At 29.9% G+C, this 17,602-nt stretch carries 21 protein-coding genes; 3 read left to right on the top strand and 18 right to left on the bottom strand.

Annotated elements, in window-relative coordinates; genetic code table 11:
* Window positions 1-3 precede the first annotated feature (3 nt).
* Genes MPAN_RS07385 through thiI form a run of 3 tightly spaced genes read right to left on the bottom strand, consistent with a single transcriptional unit; the run spans window position 4 to window position 2,868 of the window.
* Complete coding sequence (locus MPAN_RS07385; RefSeq protein WP_176239210.1) at window positions 4-912, bottom strand: sugar phosphate isomerase/epimerase family protein; 909 nt, start codon at window positions 910-912, stop codon at window positions 4-6.
* On the bottom strand, window positions 909-1,610 hold the full coding sequence (locus MPAN_RS07390) for a TrmH family RNA methyltransferase (RefSeq protein WP_176239211.1): 702 nt from the start codon (window positions 1,608-1,610) through the stop codon (window positions 909-911). The genes MPAN_RS07385 and MPAN_RS07390 overlap by 4 nt, the downstream gene beginning before the upstream one ends.
* Window positions 1,588-2,868, bottom strand: coding sequence for a tRNA uracil 4-sulfurtransferase ThiI (gene thiI, locus MPAN_RS07395; protein WP_231756763.1), 1,281 nt, complete (start codon window positions 2,866-2,868; stop codon window positions 1,588-1,590). The genes MPAN_RS07390 and thiI overlap by 23 nt, the downstream gene beginning before the upstream one ends.
* A gap of 55 nt (window positions 2,869-2,923) precedes the next feature.
* Here thiI and MPAN_RS07400 point away from each other — a divergent pair, with 55 nt between their 5' ends.
* A complete protein-coding gene (locus MPAN_RS07400) occupies window positions 2,924-3,373 on the top strand; it encodes a GAF domain-containing protein (protein ID WP_176239212.1) in 450 nt (149 codons plus the stop codon).
* A gap of 185 nt (window positions 3,374-3,558) precedes the next feature.
* Window positions 3,559-4,158, top strand: coding sequence for a 30S ribosomal protein S4 (gene rpsD / locus MPAN_RS07405; protein ID WP_176239213.1), 600 nt, complete (start codon window positions 3,559-3,561; stop codon window positions 4,156-4,158).
* A 50-nt stretch (window positions 4,159-4,208) separates the two neighbouring features.
* Here the strand turns inward: rpsD and MPAN_RS07410 are convergent, their stop codons facing one another.
* The 15 genes from MPAN_RS07410 to sufC form a co-directional block, all read right to left on the bottom strand.
* Window positions 4,209-4,685: a hypothetical protein gene (locus tag MPAN_RS07410; RefSeq protein WP_176239214.1), complete on the bottom strand. Its 477-nt coding sequence runs from the start codon at window positions 4,683-4,685 to the stop codon at window positions 4,209-4,211.
* 69 nt (window positions 4,686-4,754) lie between these two features.
* Window positions 4,755-5,522 (bottom strand): triose-phosphate isomerase, encoded by a 768-nt coding sequence (gene tpiA / locus MPAN_RS07415; protein WP_176239215.1) that lies wholly within the window; start codon window positions 5,520-5,522, stop codon window positions 4,755-4,757.
* Between the two features lies 1 nt (window position 5,523).
* Complete coding sequence (locus MPAN_RS07420) at window positions 5,524-5,769, bottom strand: HPr family phosphocarrier protein (protein WP_176239216.1); 246 nt, start codon at window positions 5,767-5,769, stop codon at window positions 5,524-5,526.
* Window positions 5,770-5,784: 15 nt separating this feature from the next.
* Complete coding sequence (locus tag MPAN_RS07425) at window positions 5,785-6,324, bottom strand: cupin domain-containing protein (RefSeq protein WP_176239217.1); 540 nt, start codon at window positions 6,322-6,324, stop codon at window positions 5,785-5,787.
* 2 nt (window positions 6,325-6,326) lie between these two features.
* Window positions 6,327-7,523 (bottom strand): phosphoglycerate kinase, encoded by a 1,197-nt coding sequence (locus MPAN_RS07430; RefSeq protein WP_176239218.1) that lies wholly within the window; start codon window positions 7,521-7,523, stop codon window positions 6,327-6,329.
* An 84-nt stretch (window positions 7,524-7,607) separates the two neighbouring features.
* Window positions 7,608-8,018 (bottom strand): competence protein ComK, encoded by a 411-nt coding sequence (locus tag MPAN_RS07435; protein WP_176239219.1) that lies wholly within the window; start codon window positions 8,016-8,018, stop codon window positions 7,608-7,610.
* Window positions 8,019-8,056: 38 nt separating this feature from the next.
* Complete coding sequence (locus tag MPAN_RS07440; RefSeq protein ID WP_176239220.1) at window positions 8,057-9,166, bottom strand: ABC transporter ATP-binding protein; 1,110 nt, start codon at window positions 9,164-9,166, stop codon at window positions 8,057-8,059.
* Between the two features lie 80 nt (window positions 9,167-9,246).
* Complete coding sequence (locus MPAN_RS07445) at window positions 9,247-9,828, bottom strand: helix-turn-helix domain-containing protein (protein WP_176239221.1); 582 nt, start codon at window positions 9,826-9,828, stop codon at window positions 9,247-9,249.
* A 26-nt stretch (window positions 9,829-9,854) separates the two neighbouring features.
* Entirely contained in the window at window positions 9,855-10,595 is a 741-nt protein-coding gene (locus MPAN_RS07450; protein ID WP_176239222.1) for a S1 family peptidase, read from the bottom strand.
* On the bottom strand, window positions 10,592-11,395 hold the full coding sequence (locus MPAN_RS07455) for a S1 family peptidase (protein ID WP_176239223.1): 804 nt from the start codon (window positions 11,393-11,395) through the stop codon (window positions 10,592-10,594). The genes MPAN_RS07450 and MPAN_RS07455 overlap by 4 nt, the downstream gene beginning before the upstream one ends.
* Window positions 11,396-11,519: 124 nt before the next feature.
* A complete protein-coding gene (gene sufB, locus MPAN_RS07460; protein ID WP_176239383.1) occupies window positions 11,520-12,929 on the bottom strand; it encodes a Fe-S cluster assembly protein SufB in 1,410 nt (469 codons plus the stop codon).
* A complete protein-coding gene (gene sufU, locus MPAN_RS07465; protein ID WP_176239224.1) occupies window positions 12,929-13,372 on the bottom strand; it encodes a Fe-S cluster assembly sulfur transfer protein SufU in 444 nt (147 codons plus the stop codon). Before sufU ends, sufB begins: the two co-directional genes overlap by 1 nt.
* Window positions 13,373-13,387: 15 nt before the next feature.
* Entirely contained in the window at window positions 13,388-14,593 is a 1,206-nt protein-coding gene (locus MPAN_RS07470; RefSeq protein ID WP_231756765.1) for an aminotransferase class V-fold PLP-dependent enzyme, read from the bottom strand.
* Entirely contained in the window at window positions 14,590-15,465 is an 876-nt protein-coding gene (locus tag MPAN_RS07475) for a SufD family Fe-S cluster assembly protein (RefSeq protein WP_176239225.1), read from the bottom strand. The genes MPAN_RS07470 and MPAN_RS07475 overlap by 4 nt, the downstream gene beginning before the upstream one ends.
* Entirely contained in the window at window positions 15,465-16,232 is a 768-nt protein-coding gene (sufC, locus tag MPAN_RS07480; RefSeq protein WP_176239226.1) for a Fe-S cluster assembly ATPase SufC, read from the bottom strand. Before sufC ends, MPAN_RS07475 begins: the two co-directional genes overlap by 1 nt.
* A 411-nt stretch (window positions 16,233-16,643) precedes the next feature.
* On the opposite strand from sufC, the gene MPAN_RS07485 reads away from it, so the two are divergent.
* Complete coding sequence (locus MPAN_RS07485; protein WP_176239227.1) at window positions 16,644-17,582, top strand: hypothetical protein; 939 nt, start codon at window positions 16,644-16,646, stop codon at window positions 17,580-17,582.
* Window positions 17,583-17,602 lie beyond the last annotated feature (20 nt).

Below are 17,602 nucleotides of genomic sequence, written 5' to 3' on the forward strand. Positions count from 1 at the left end.
CACTTATTTTTTAAATATAACATGTAATACTTTTACTTGATTATCTAAAATGTCATCATAGGTGACATTTTTTGTTTCTTCATTTGGAAATATTTTTTTAGATAGCTCATCTTTTTGAGCTTCTTTTTTCTTTTTAGTCTTAGAAAACATCTTCTTGAAAAAACCTTCTTTATGTTCCGGTTCTTCAAAAACTGCTTTATAAAATTCATTATCTACAAGTAAGAAGCCTGAAAAACGATCTCTTATTAGTTTTTTAAATAAACTAACAATATCAGTCTTACCATATCCAATCAGCTTTGGTGTACCTTGATGATCTTGGTCGTGACATGAAAAAGCTTCGATGTTTTTCTTTAATAACCTATATGCTGTTGTTGTTGATTCTTGAATATCCATAAAATAGATAGGATCAAATAAAACATACAAGTTGTTAGATTTTAATTTTTTTAACAAATAAGCATACGTATTTGCTTTATAGCCTTGATCTGGCATTAATAATATTTTTTTACCTTTTTTATTAGCTACATCAATAAATGAATGTAATCTTGCTTTAATAACATCAAGTTCTTTAATTACATCATTAAAAATAGGTAATCTCAAGATTAAATAATTTGTTTTAAATTTATCTGCTAATTTAACCATATATTTAAACTCATCGAGTGCTTCTTTATATTTAGCATCTGAATTCACATCATAAGGTTTAATTAAGGTATCTATAATACCAACTTTAAGTCTATGATCTTTTAATAATACCAGCATCTCTTTTACTTCTTTATCATTTATTTCTATTAAAGGCTTTTGATTATAATATCTTAAAGATATTTGATCAATATTATGTTTATTAGCAAGCTCTAATTGTTGATTAAATTTTAGTTTTCCTTCTTGGTCTAAAAACCCAGTAATTGTTTGTTTCATATCATAAATCTCCATTCATGCATTAATATGCCACCTGCTACACTAACATTAAGACTTTCAACTTCATTAGTTTTAATGGTAACAAACTCATCGCATATATCTTTAATACTATCTGACAATCCATGGCCTTCATTTCCTAAGACCAATGCTAATTTTTTATTTTTTTGAGGCTCTCCTGTTTCATGTGCATCAGCACCTACAATTTGATAGCCTTGATCTTTTAATTCTGTTAATCTCAATAACAACTGACTTCTTTCAATATAACAATCAAAAATAGCTCCTTTTGATGCTCTAATAACTTTTTCGTTATATAAATCAGCCGTTTTATGACTCATAATGATATGTTTAAACCCAAAAGCTGCAGCACTTCTAATTAATGCGCCTACATTATCAGGATCTTGAACATCATCTAAAACTAAAATATTATTAGATTCAAGTTTATCATTTGTTTTCTTACAAACACCAATTAGATCGATATATGTTTCTGTTTGTTGCAATTCATCCATTAGTTCGGTTGATACCAATGTCCCTTCAATTTCTAAATTTGAGGTAACAACCTCAATTAATGCGCCTTTATCTCTTGCTTTATCAACTAAGTGTTTTCCATAAACTAAAAACATATCATGTAAATCTCGATATTTTTTAGTCATTAATTTTTTCCATAATTTAAATTGTTTATTTTGTTTCGATATGATCATCAAGCTCATCATCCCTTTGTGATAAATAATTATCATATGCTTCTTTAACTGAAAACCCATAAGATGCAATATCAAAATCAAATGTTTCATTAACATCTAATGTAATAACATCTTGAACAGCTTTTTCAACTAAAGGTTCATACTCAAATGTTCTTTCATATTTTCTAGCGTATAAATCCATCGGTTTTGTAACCGGATTTCTTGGTACATAAATACTACAACAATCATTAAATGGACGAATCGATATATCAAAGGATTCAATCTCTTTTGCGATGTTAATGATGTCTTGCTTATCATAAGTAATTAAAGGTCTTAAAACTGGCATTTTAGTGACACCTTCAACGACTTGCATACTGTTTAGCGTTTGACTTGCTACTTGCCCAACAGACTCTCCATTTAAAAGTGCTAATAACTTATGCTTTTTAGCATAAATTTCTGCTATTCTATACATCATTCTTCTTAAAACTGTAATGATATATGGATCAAAAACATTTGCTAGTATTTGTTCATGAATTTCTTTAAATGGTACGATATGTAATTTAATAGTTTGATAAGTCGTATATTTAGCTAAGACTTTAGCTAAATCAATAACTTTTTGAACACTTTCTAAAGGTGTCATCGGAGTAGATTCAAAGTGGAACAATTCTAATTCTATACCTTGTTTCATCGCAAGATAACTTGCAACAGGTGAATCAATGCCCCCGCTCATCATCATTAATGCTTTACCACCTGTACCAAACGGAAATCCACCCATACCTTTAATACTTGATAAATAAATATATGTCATTTCTTTTCTAAGTTCTACATGCAAAACTTCTTCTGGATGTTTTACGTCTACAATTAATTTTTTGTCTACTTGCGATAAAATCATTGGAGCAATCTTCATACTAACTTCTAAAGAAGTCATTGGAAAATCTTTATTTGCTCGTTTTGTATCAACTTTAAAAGTTTTATAAAGTCTATCAATTTCTGTATTAATGACATAAATAGATACTCTAACAATATCATCAATATCTAATTTGGCTAAATGCACAATACTAAACGAAAAAATACCTGGAATTTGTTTAAGTCTTCGACAAATTTCTTTTTCATTTTCATCCATATATTCGATATAAATACGATCATGTTCGAATTTATATTTAACATCTAAATCTTTTAATTTTTCTTTTACATGTACTCTAATTCTTTTGAGGAAGAAATTAATGTTTTTACCTTTTAACATTAAGTCCCCAAATCTAATTAATATTTTTTTCTTCATATGTATCACCTATCTTATTTTAACATATATGTTATAATAAATGAGGTGATAAAGAATGAAAATAGAAGAATTATTAATTTCCGCAAAAGCATTGCTGGAAACACAACCTAATCAAATAGCATTACTATCAAATGCGTCTGCATTTATTTTTGATTCATTTGAAAACTTAAACTGGGCTGGTTTTTATTTACTAAATAAAGATATACTAACCGTAGGTCCTTTTCAAGGTCATGTTGCCTGTTCTACCATACCTTTAGGAAATGGTGTATGTGGTCAAGCCGCTCAATTTAGAAAAACAATAGTAGTTGATGATGTCTTATCCTATGATAATCACATTGCATGTGATTCAAACTCAAGATCAGAAGTTGTTATTCCAATCATCATAAATGATAAAGTTTTTGGCGTCTTAGACGTCGATAGTCCAATATACAATCGCTTTGATAAAACGATCGTAGAGTTTCTAGAATCTTTTGTCAAATTACTAACAAAATTGATTGACTTTTAACCCTTAGTAGGGTAAAATAAATAGCGTCGGTAAAAAGCAGGCAGTTTTTTGCTGGTAAGCATGATCCCTACCTTTAGGAGCCCTTAGTAACCATTCTGCTTTATGGTGAAAAGAATATCGGGATATCTTACCATTGAGAACATTGCAATTTTTGCCACCACACAAAAAAATAGGAGGTAAAAATTATGTCACGTTTCACTGGATCAACATGGAAAATTTCACGTCGTTTAGGATATTCAATTTCAGAAACTGGAAAAGAATTGAAAAAACGCCCTTATGCACCTGGTCAACATGGTCAACGCCGTACAAAAATAAGCGGTTATGGCACACAACTTCAAGAAAAACAAAAGGTTAGATTTACTTATGGTGTTTCTGAAAAACAATTTAGAAGAACATTTGATGATGCTGCAAAGATAAAAGGTATTCATGGTGAAAACTTCTTACGTTTATTAGAATCACGTCTTGATAATGTAGTCTATCGTTTAGGACTTGCAAGAACAAGAGCTCAAGCTCGTCAACTTGTAAATCATGGACACTTATTAGTAGATGGTAAAAAAGTAGATATTCCATCATATCGTGTAACACCTGGTCAACAAATTAAGTTAAGAGAAAAATCAAAAGACTTAAAAGTTGTTAAAGAAGCTTTAGAAGCTCAATACGCAACAGCTGACTTTGTAACATACGATAAAGACACTAATTTAGGTACATTCGCTCGTTACCCTGAAAGAAATGAAATTCTTCAAGAAATTAACGAACAACTTATCGTTGAATATTACAACAGATAATAAACTTACAAACATAAAAAGTGACTTCAAATTGAAGTCACTTTTTTTCTTTATTCGATTAGTTTTAAATTATTTGTGTGCACTAAGTAGCTTTGTCCAAATTGATTTTTTATCACACAATAATAATATAGGGATATAATAACTATTTCATAAACTTCATTTTCATCAAGTATAGTTAATAATGGTATAACATCAGAATTTAATACCCCATCCTTGTAATACTCTTTTGGGTAAAACTGCTGTATATTACCTTTCTTATCAACTTCTAAATCAAGTTTATATTCAAGTGAAATAACTTTAGCTTTCATACCTTTTAATGCAGTCTTTTCTTTTTTCATCATATTTAATAAATAAAAGGCTATACTTGTAGCAAATATAAAATAAATGATAAATATTAAAATAAGTATATTTACATCACTAATAACTGTAACACTTACAAACATAAATACCATCGGTAAAAAGCCTATTGCAGCAATAATAATTAGTTTATTATTTATATTCTTTTTTCTTATGTCTCCTAATAACATAAACAACCACCCCTTTAATCATATTATAGCATAAAAAAAATCCATTTTAACAAATGGATTTTTAACTTTTTATTGTTTTTTTGAAGCTGCTTTTACTAATGTAAGAAAAGATTCAGGATCTAGTGATGCGCCTCCAACTAATGCGCCATCAATATCACTTTTCGCTAATAATTCATCAACGTTATTTGGCTTAACTGAACCACCATACAGTATTCTAATACTTTCAGATACTTCTGGTCCAAATAATTCTTTTAATACATTTCTAATAGCTTTAATTGTGTCATTTGCTTGATCTGGAGTTGCTGTTCTACCCGTTCCAATCGCCCAAATAGGTTCATAAGCTACAACTGTTTTTAATGCTTGTTCTTTGCTTACATCTTTATAAGCTTTTACAACTTGAGCTTTTACAACTTCATCAGTTGTTCCAGCTTCTCTAATTTCTAGAGATTCTCCTACACATAAAATAGGTGTAAGTTCATTAACAACAGCCTGAATAACTTTTTTATTTACAGATTCATCTGTTTCATTATAATATGCACGACGTTCACTATGTCCAATAACAACATATTCTACACCGTAAGTCTTAAGCATACCTGCACTGATTTCTCCAGTATAAGCACCCTCATCTAATTCATGCATTGTTTGTGCGCCGATTCTTAAATCTTCGCCTTCACGCTTAACTAAATCTCTTAAAAATATTGCTGGTGCACAAATCACCGATTCAACATCTTCTTTATCTGGTACTGCAACATTGACTGCATAGATAAATGCTAGTGCATCATCTTTAGTCTTATACATTTTCCAGTTTCCTGCAATAATTGGTCTTCTTTTCATCATATTAACCTAAGATTGAAGAAACATCTTTAATAGCTTCTTCTGCTCTAGATCCTCTAGCTACAATTTTAACGTTTTGTCCTTGAGGAACCGCTAAACTCATAAGTGCTAGTATTGATTTTAAATCAACTATTTTTTCTCCATAATGTAATTCAATTTCTACTGAATACTTTGAAGCAGTTTGTACAACCTTTGCAGCTAAGCTAGCATGTAGGCCTGTAGTACTTTTGATCGTAATTTCTTTTTCCATATATAATCTCTCCTTTTAAAACATTGGTGGTGTTGAAATCCATAGCACTTTTGTGTGTTGTTGACTATGGTTCATCAAATAATGTTCTTTATTTGCTAAATAGTAAAATGTTTCACCTTTTCTAATCACATATCGCTTCTTATTAAGTACTAGCGTTACTTGGCCTTCTAATACATAACCAAATTCTTCACCAGCATGAGGATCATCAATTTCAGATTGTCCTCCCGGTTCTATGTCGATCATAATCGGTTCCATTTCATATTTTAACGCATTTGGCACAATCCAACTTATCATGTGCTTAAGCGTATCGTTTTCTTTTTCGTAAAAGTCTTCTTTTTTGAAGACTACCGTTTGTTCTTCTTCTTTACTAAAGAATTCATGGATATCAGTTCCCAATACTTCAAGTATTGAAAATAAGGTTTGCATCGATGGTGATGTTAAATTATTCTCTAATTGTGAAATATATCCTTTAGTGAGTTCTAAACGGTTTGCGAGTTCTTCTTGAGTTAAGCTATTGCCTAATCGAAGTGCTCTTATTTTTTTTCCAATATTCATCATTACTTATTATCTACACACTCAATACCTGGTAATAATTTACCTTCTAGATATTCTAGTGATGCTCCACCACCTGTAGAAATATGTGTAAATCCTTGGTCTAGTCCGAATTGAATAACTGCTGCTGCTGAATCGCCACCACCTATAATTGTAGTCGCATGATCTTTAATCTCAGTCAATGCTTGTGCTATTGAACGAGTACCTTCAGCAAATCTTGGGAATTCAAATACGCCTAATGGTCCATTCCAAACAACTGTTTTTGCGTCTTTAATGATAGACTCGAATTTTTCAACAGTTCTTGGTCCAATATCCATTCCCATTTCATCTTCAGGAATGCTATCTATAGAACGCACGTTTTTTTCACTTTCAGGATCAAAAGCTTTTGCTGTAATTACATCATCGCCAAGTAATATTTTACCTTGAGCAATTTCAAGTAATTCTTTAGCTAAATCAACTTTATCTGCTTCAAGTAATGAAGTACCAATTTCATATCCCATTGCTTTAAAGAAAGTGTATGCCATACCGCCACCAATTAATACTTTATCAGCGACTTTTAATAAATTTTTAATAACTTCAATTTTATCAGAAACTTTAGCGCCACCTAATATAGCGACAAAAGGTCTTTCAGGATTTTCTAATGTTCCACCTATAAAATTAATTTCTTTTTCAAGTAAGAAACCAGCTACTGTAACTCCAATGTTAGAAGATATCCCTACATTTGATGCATGAGCTCTATGTGCAGTCCCAAACGCATCATTAACGAATACATCACCAAGTGATGCCCAATATTTACCTAATTCTGGATCATTCTTGCTTTCTTTCTTACCATTTAAATCTTCAAAACGCGTATTTTCAAACATTAAAATTTCGCCATCTTTTAAACCATTAATAGCTGATTCTAATTTTGGCCCTCTTGTTTCATTGATAAATAAAACATTTTGTTTTAAATGTTCACTAAGTCTTTTAGCAACTATTTCTAAACTATTTTTTTCTAGATCTTTTTCTTCTTTAATTCTACCTAGATGTGAAAACAATATTGCTTTACCACCATGTTCTAAAACATAATTAATTGTTGGTAATGCAGCAACGATTCTATTTTCATCACTAATTTTTCCATCTTTTAACGGTACATTAAAGTCAACTCTGATCAATACTTTTCTACCTTTAAGTTCTATATCTCTAATTGTCTTTTTTGCCATTCTTTTTTCCTCCTTTATATTGTTACTGATTTCAGTTATAAGCCGTTCTTATTATAACACTATTTCTAAACATTTTCTATAAGATTAGCAATGAAAATGTTTTACTTTTACATCTCTTATAGCATTTAAACGCTCGATTTGCGTTCTAAATGTCTTTATTGATATATTTGCGACTATTTGTGTGCCATCATAAAAAAAGACTATTAAACCTCCTTCATAGTCCCTATAACTCATAACGTATGCATAATTAATCCATACGTTATCATAGTCTCTAATGCTTTTAATTGGGATAAGTTGTATATGATCAGTTATATAAAGTGGAATTTTATATTTCAAATTTAAAACTTTTCTACATGCATCAATATATCCTTGATAAGTAAACAAATGATTCAAACATAACTTTTTAACATAGGTTAGTGTATTCATGTTTTTTTTAATAATTTGATTTTTTTGATATATTTGACATCCATTAGATGTGTTAATCATATAATTCATATATTTTTCCTCAAAAAAAAAGGCCAATGGCCTTTTTATTATTCTTTTGGTTTTAAAACTAATTCAGTTTCAGGATTGAAGAAATGTGCTTTATTCATATCAAGTGCTAATTTAATCTTGTCACCAATACTAATATTAGCTCTTGCGTTAACTACAGCACAAATATTTGATTCATTAACTACTGTGTAAATATTAGTTTCTGAGCCTAATAATTCTGCAACATCAACTGTAACTTTAATCACTGCTCCTGGATAAGTATTCATTACAACTTCTTGATCATGAATATCTTCTGGTCTTATACCTAAAACGATTTCTTTTTCTAATAAGCCATTAGCTTTAATCATATCCATTTTATCTTCAGGTACTTGAATTGTATGTTCGCCAGCTACAAATAAACCTTTTTTATCAATTTTACCATGTATAAAGTTCATAGGTGGAGTTCCAATAAATCCAGCAACAAACATATTTTCTGGATTATCATAAATATCTTTTGGTGCACCAACTTGCATGATATAACCATCTTTCATAACAACAATTCTTGATGCCATTGTCATCGCTTCAATTTGGTCATGGGTTACATAAACAGTTGTAGTTTCAATCTTATTATGTAATTTAATTAATTCTCCACGCATTTGAACACGGAGTTTAGCATCTAAGTTTGATAATGGTTCATCCATTAAGAATACTTTAGCATTACGAACGATAGCTCTACCTAAGGCAACACGTTGTCTTTGCCCACCTGATAAGGCTTTAGGTTTACGTTTCAAATAAGGTGTAAGTCCTAAAACTTCAGCTGCATCTGAAACTTTTTCATTAATAACATCTTTAGGCATTTTTCTTAATTTTAATCCAAAAGCCATGTTATCATAAACAGTCATATGAGGATAAAGTGCATATGATTGGAATACCATTGCGATATTACGATCTTTAGGTGCTTTATCATTCACCATTTCTTCATCAATATATAATTCACCTGATGTAATTTCTTCTAATCCTGCAATCATTCTAAGTGTTGTTGATTTACCACAACCAGAAGGTCCTACAAAAACAATAAATTCTTTGTCTTTAATTTTTAAATTGAAATCAAAAACTGCTTGTACACCATTAGGATATACTTTATTAATATCTTTTAATTGTAAAGTTGCCATACCATTTTTCCTTTCATTTACTAACGTACTTATATTATAACAATTTTATTTCAATAAAAAAATGTGCAAGTTGCACACTTTTATCTTATTAATAATAGCTGATATATTAAAAATCCATCGATAAACTTCTTAACATCAAATCCAGTTGCTTGATAAAACTTATCCAATCGTTGAATAAGTGTGTTTCTATGAATATACAACGACTTAGCTGCAACACTCATATTTTGGTTGGATTCTAAATATGTTTTTACTGTATCTAACATCACTTGATTGAGATAATATTTTTTTAATATCTGAATTTTGAATGTTTGATCAAGTGTTTTTATAAAATGTTTAACAATGATTTGATCATCCATAAATACATATGAATTAAAGCTGATATCTTTAAGTTTCTGTGTTATAAATAATCTATTTTCTTCTAATTTTTTTAATGAATCATATTTAAATGATTGATATAATCTGAAATCAACAAGTGTATCTTGAGATAAATTTAGAATTACCTCTTTTAAAGATATGTCTAGCTCTTGTTCATAGTATAACCATATTTGATGATCTAACACTTCAATCTTAGTAAAATTGATAAACTCAGAAAACAACGAAATAATCGTTGTTTGATAAGCATCAATATTTTCTTTACTTTCAATAAGTAAATAACTATACATTAAACCCATCCCTTATGTGTATTTCTTTAAATTGGTAATAATGGTCTGATAAAATCATCTATTGTATTATAATCTATGATTTGAACATATGTATCTCCATATAAATACTGAATACCAATCATTTCAAGTTTCAAATTAAATATAGGAGCACCATTAGCGTTTTGTGATGAAGTTACTTCCATATATGAAGTTTCATCTTGATAAAGAAAATAACCTAATTTTTGTATATTTTGTGTTGGAAAACTATCTGAGATCATTAAGACTAATTCATCTGATAAAGGCAAATATGAAGCAAAATTGATTACCTCATAGTCTTTAGAGTTTCTATCAACTCTTAATATTCCTAATCCTAGAGTTGAATCAGCTGCAAATATCTCTGCAGGCATTTTTTCTCCATATGCATCTGTTACAAAATAGTGTACACGTCTACTATTTAAATCAATGACTTGAAACGTAGTAAGTATATATAAATAACTAACATCATCAAAAAAGAGTGTTCCTGTTCCATGATATGTAGTCGTTACCCGATTAAAAACATCTAATATATCAGTTTCGATCATAAAGACTGATGTAGCAGTGACATTGCTTGCTTCATTCATGAAACTCATAAAGTCATCAAAATTTATGATATCATTCATCACATATTCGTTATATTGATCTGATAATTGACGATATTCAAATGTGTTTTCTTCAAAAACTAATAATTGACATCCTTGAATAACTAAAGTTAGCGCAAGAAACATGATTAATAAACTGATTTTTTTCATGATACCACCTCTTCTTGATAAGGAATATCATTTAAATCAAAAAACTCAAAAATCATAGCTGTAGGTATTGCAAATGAAAATTCTGAAGTTTCATTTGAATCTATAAAGTTCCCAGCATAAATAATACCAACAACTTCGTAATTTTCATCAAGAACTACACTGCCACTACTTCCCGTTTCTACAGGAACATCCATAATTAAAACATCAAAATCCACACCGCTCTCGTCTGTTTCATTTGAAATATTTATTTTATCAAAATCTACCAACTCACCAGTTGTAATAGAATTTATTTGTCCGTTAGGATAGCCCATGACAATTGCCATATCTTTAAATACTAATGTATGTTCACTAAATGATAAAGGATTTACGTCAAAATTTGTTTTAGAAAATGATAGAACAGCCAAATCATAGTGACTATCTAAAGCCAATAATGTTGCTGTATGATCTTTACCTAAATAATCAGTAATTGTAATTGTTGTCGTTTGAGTGGTATCAGTATAAACAACATGGTGATTTGTTAATACATAATAGGATTGTAAATCTTCAAAAAATATAAAACCAGACCCTACTGAAGTTATCGAAGAAAGAGAAACCTTTTTAGTGACTTTTACAACGGATTGTATAGTTGTTGTAGAAAGCTCATCATAAATATCAACATACTTTTGATAGATCGCTTGTCGAGCTTGTATGTCTTGTTGGTACTCTAAAAGAAGATCATCATAAGTCATTTCCTTAATGCAAGATGATAGTCCAATTGAGAATACGATTAAAATGACAACAATCAAAAGTTTTCTTTTCATAATCTTTTCCAATCATTATAATTTCATTAATTATACAATACTTTATTCTATTTTACGCTAAAATGGTGATAAAAAAAAGATATTTGACACATATCAAATATCTTTTTACATAATTTATGTTATTTTATCCAATTGAACCTTCCATCTCAAGTTTAATTAATTGATTTAATTCAATCGCATATTCCATTGGAAGTTCTTTAGCAAATGGTTCAATAAAACCCATGACAATCATTTCAGTTGCTTCTGCTTCAGTAAGTCCACGACTCATCAAATAAAACAATTGTTCTTCACTTATCTTAGAAACAGTTGCTTCATGTTCTAAGAAAACATCACTGTTTCTTACAACATTTGTTGGAATCGTATCACTGAATGAGAAATCATCTAATATGATGGTATCACATTCAACATGTGCTTTAGCACCTTTAGCTTTTTTACCAAAATCAACTTTACCACGATAATTTACAGATCCACCGCCACGGCTAATAGATTTTGAAATAATAGTTGATGTTGTATTTGGTGCAACATGGATCATTTTTGCACCTGCATCTTGAATTTGTCCTTTACCAGCAAACGCAATTGAAATTGTAGTTCCTTTTGCTCTTTCGCCTAAAAGTATACAAGATGGGTATTTCATATTTACACTAGATCCGATATTGCCATCAATCCATTCCATATGTCCATTTTCATAAACAAATGCACGTTTAGTAACTAAGTTAATAACATTATTACTCCAGTTTTGGATTGTTGTATATCTACATGTCGCATCTTTTTCAACAACAATTTCAACAATTGCAGCATGTAGGGAATCTTTTGTATATGTAGGTGCTGTACATCCTTCAACATAATTGACAGATGCACCTTCATCAACAATAATCAATGTTCTTTCAAATTGACCCATTTGTTCTGAGTTAATTCTAAAATATGATTGTAATGGTTTTTCTACTTTTACGCCTTTAGGAATATAAATGAATGAACCACCACTCCATACAGCACTATTTAATGCAGCATACTTATTATCACTATAAGGTATCATTTTACCAAAGTATTTTTTAACTAATTCAGGATGATCACGAAGTGCTGTATCTGTATCTACATAAATCACACCAAGATCATCTAATTCTTTCATCGTATTATGATAAACTACTTCACTTTCAAATTGAGTAGAAACACCTGCTAAGAAATTTCTTTCTGCTTCTGGAATTCCTAGTTTTTCAAATGTATCTTTAATTTCTTTAGGAACTTCATCCCAGCTTGTTTCTGCTCGATCACTCGCTCTTAAGAAATATGTAATTTCATCAAATTTTATAAATGATAAATCTGGTCCCCACTTTGGATTTTCAAGTTCTAAGAATTTCTTATAACTTTTTAATCTAAAATCAAGCATCCATTTTGGTTCATTTTTATATCCAGAGATTGCACGTACAATCTCTTCATTAAGCCCTTTACCTGTATTGATAACGGGCGTATTTTCTGTTTTAAATCCAAATTTATAGTCACCGACAATGTCGTCTATTTTCTTTTTATTATCGTCCATCATTTTTGATCGTCCTCCTTTATTTTATTTAATCCTAATTCTAATGCTTTCCACGCAAGCGTAGCACATTTTATTCTAGCTGGAAATTGTGAGACACCTTGATATACAATAGCATCTCCTTTAAGAATATCTGGATTATATGGATATCCCTTAATAAGTTCATAAAACTCGTGGATTATATGTTGCGCATCAGTCACTGATTGATTCATCAATGTTTGGCTCATTACACTCGCACTTGAACAGCATATAGAACATCCTGTTCCTTGGTGTTTGACATCTGTTATTTTATCATCTTCAACCTTCACTTGCACTGTCATTTCATCACCACAGCTTGGATTATTTAAATGAACTGTCATATAACTTGGATCAGCTACAAATCCTTTATTTTTAGGGTATTTGTAATGTTCCATAATGACTTGTCTATATAATTGTTCTATATTCATAATTTGTCTCCTTTTTTAAAATGCTAAAAAGAAATCTTGTGCAGCCTTCAAACTTGAAATCAATACATCACAATCATTAAAATCATTGTAGATATGAAATGATACTCTAAGTGTAGAATTAACTCCCAAAAATCGAGAGACAAGTTGTGCACAATGATGTCCAGCTCTTACGCTTACTTGATATTGATCAAGCATCGTTGCGATATCATGTGGATGTATATCATCAACATTAAAAGTTATGGTAGATATATCTGAAGTTTCATTATAAATTGTAATTCCTTTTAATTCTTTTAACTTTTTAAGTGTATACTCTTTTAAAGCAATCGTATGATCATGTATATCATCATATCCAATATTTTCAATATAGCGGATAGCTGCTGCTAAACCAATGGCACCACTTATAACTGGAGTCCCTGCTTCAAATCTTAAAGGTGCATCTTTGAAAGTTGCATGATCTTTAAAAACTTCATCAGCCATTTCTCCACCATATTCAACCGGTTGAAGCATATTTAACAATTCATTTTTGCCAAATAAGACACCTACACCTGATGGACCAAACATTTTATGTCCTGAAAAGGCTAGATAATCAACATCTAAGGCTTTTACATCGACAGCCATATGTGGAACTGCTTGAGCTGCATCAAGAATAACGACAGCGCTTTTTTTATGCGCTAAATCGATAATCTCTTTAATCGGTGTAACATATCCCATGACATTAGAAACATAAGTGATTGCAACCACTTTTGTCTTATCTGTCAATACTTTTTCGAATTCTTTTACAGTAATGCGTCCTTCTTTTGTTAAAGGTACATATTTTAAAACTGCTCCAGTTTTCTGAGCTATTACCATCCAAGGTAAAATAGATGAATGATGCTCTAATTCAGTTACGATAATCTCATCATCTTTTTTTAGTAAATCTCTATATGCATTTGCAATCATATTTAGAGATGTAGTTGTCCCTCTGGTAAATACAATCTCATTTTCCTGCGCATTTATAAATTTAGAAACAGTAGTTCTAGCTTCTTCATATAGTCTAGTTGCTTCATATGCAAGATCATATGCGCCACGGTGTACATTAACACCTAAAGCTTGATAATAATGATCTACATGATCTATAACTGATTTCACTTTTAAGGAAGATGCCGCAGAATCTAGATATGTAAGTTTAGGCTCTCTATCATATATTGGAAAATCTTTACGAATCGCTTTTACGTCTATCATATTCTTGAATTGACAAGATTCACAAATCTATCTCTTAATGGTTCATCATCAATTTCATCGATGATTGGTTGTAAAAATCCATTAATGATTAACTTTTCCGCTTCCTTACGGTTAAGCCCTCTGCTTTGTAGATAATAAAGTTGATCTTCTTCTATTTTACCAATGGTTGCGCCATGACCAGCTTTTACATCATATTCATCAATTAATAAAATTGGGTTTACTTCTACAACAGCTGAATCAGAAGTAATAATACCTTTTAAGGTTTGGAAAGCATTTGCGTTCTTCATACCTTTCTCAATTTTTTCAACACCATTTAATATAATCTTACCTTGTTTATTAGCAATACCAATATTTGTCATATTACCATATGTATTAGGTGCTTTATGTACAATAAGTACATCGATAGTCTGATTGTGGTTATCTGAAGATACCGCAACAGCTCTCATATTCACTTCTGCACCTTCTCCTACTAAGTCAACATGCATTTTAGCCTCGATTACATTGGATACAAAGCCTCCAATCAAATCTAGTGAAGCGAAACGCTCTGCAGTGAAATAATGCTCTAAAAGAGCTTTTTCGCTTGCTAGTTCGCTTACAAGTAAATATTTAACATGACTGTTTTCTTTTGCGATAAGGTTTAATTTATAATTATTTTCTAAAGCATCTTGACTAGCAACTTCTAAAATAATTTTTATACTTGTATTTTCAGATACAACAATTGTTAATGAATCATTGTTGTCATCTTGTAAAGTTATTTTTATAGGTTCAGGATATTGTTTGTTCTTAGGAATAGTAAGTTTATGATCTTCAAAAATAAAATCTTTAGGAATATCTGTAAGAATCTTTTTATTTTTAATAATAATTGATTCCATTATGCTTCCTCTTCAGTTATCTTGATTCCTAATTCCTTTGTAATCCATTCATATCCATTTGTATCAATTTTGCCTATTAACTCTTTTCCGCCACTTAATACAATTTTTCCATCAATCATGATATGCACATTAGTTGGTGTTATATGATCTAAAATTCTTTGATAATGTGTAATTAAAATACATCCAAAGTTTTCGTCAACCATATCATTAACATTTTCACCAACAATTTTTAATGCATCTACATCAAGTCCTGAATCAATTTCATCTAAAATTGCAAATTTTGGTTTTAATACTTTTAGTTGAAGAATTTCATTTCTTTTTCTTTCTCCACCACTAAAGCCTTCATTTAAATAACGATGTGCTAAATCTGGTCTCATTTTTAACTCTTCGACCATTTTTTCATATTTTAATGCGAATTCAAACAAGCCTACATCTTTGCCAGAAGTTGCTTTTAATGCTTGACGCATAAAATCACTATTTGTAACACCTGGAACTTCAGCTGGATATTGCATTGCTAAGAATAAACCAGCACGTGCTCTTTCATCAACTTCCATCTCTAAAATGTTTTGATCATCTAAATATGCTTCACCTTCAGTGATTTCATATTTTGGATGGCCCATTAAAGCGCTCGCCAGGGTTGATTTACCTGTTCCATTTGGACCCATAATTGCGTGAACTTCACCAGAATTAACGGTTAAATTTACACCTTTTAATATTTCTTTACCTTCAATTTCAACATGAAGATTTTTTATTTCTAATTTTGCCATATTGACCTCCTTAAATTACCATGTCTATTATATACTATAAGTCATTATTTTTCTAATTATATGCTAAAAAAACGGGTATAATTAAGTAAACGTTTTCAATGAAAATTTTATGTAAATTTACATTGACTTTCAAAAAAATGTGATATTATATACATGTAGTAGTTAACCCCTTTATGGTTGACTCACAAAGTAATTGTATTTTTCTCCCAAAATACAACGTTTACCTAACGTATGATGTTATTTGGACTGCCATCCACGAATATCATCTTAAAAAGGTAACTCCCTAAAATGAACTCCACTTTTGGAGTTCTTTTTTTATTTATAAGTTTTAAATATGGACATTTACCGTTCTTCATGATATCATTAAATAGACTTCTTGCAAAAAGAAAATTACATAAGTAGGTGTTAAATATGTTAGATAAAATTAATAACAAATTATCATTATTAACTATAGTTGTCGGGATTATATTACTATTTGATATGGGAACGATTGTTTCAAATATATATGTCTCTCCAATCCTAGAAGGATATGGGTTGCCTGATATATTTATTTATTTAAAAACTTCCATTTTTCTGTTTATTTTTATAGTTTTAATGCTTTGGCAAAACAAATCAGACTTTGAGCTTAATAAATCTAGTTTAAGAATTATGATCTATTTAGGATTCTTTACAATCATTGCTTACTTCTTCAGCTTATTCATGTATAAATATGTTTTATTATATGATACAGCTGAAATCATAAGAAATAATATACTTTATGGTAATCCTAATTTAGTTTTTGATTTCTCAGCAATGAATTATAAGACATTGTCTTATATTACAACAATCTTTGGTGGATTTAATTCTGAAGCAATTCTCTTTGTAGAAGCGCTTATATTCCAAATGTTTTTATTTAAGTCAAAAGATTATGTATTAGCAGATGAGAAAAAACATCAATATGACGTATTTTTATATGATATGTATATTTATATTTTATTTATTGTATTAGCAATCATTGCATTCTTGTCCATTAACTTATTCACATTTAGATATGATGAACTTGGCTCAATTGAAATGGGTATTTCTATTTTAGGATTCATTATTGTAGCATCTGGTATTATACCTGCTTACAATTTATACCAATCTCGTAGTCAATCAGTTACAAAATCATTTTTTAAAGGCACATATAAGTTATTGTTCACTTTAGTTTGTATCTCATTAGTTACATTTATTGGTTTGTTTATCTTAAATATTGTCTTCCTTGATTTAAATAGAGGAAGTTACAGAATTGTATCAACATTTATAGGCGTTATTGTAAGTATTGTACTTGCTGTTAAGATTTACTTAAAAATGAGTTTAGATAACAAATAATACATATTAAGCTTTATCAT

Origin of the sequence: Mariniplasma anaerobium (genome assembly GCF_016865445.1) — a bacterium.
GTDB classification, from domain to species: domain Bacteria; phylum Bacillota_I; class Bacilli_A; order Acholeplasmatales; family Acholeplasmataceae; genus Mariniplasma; species Mariniplasma anaerobium.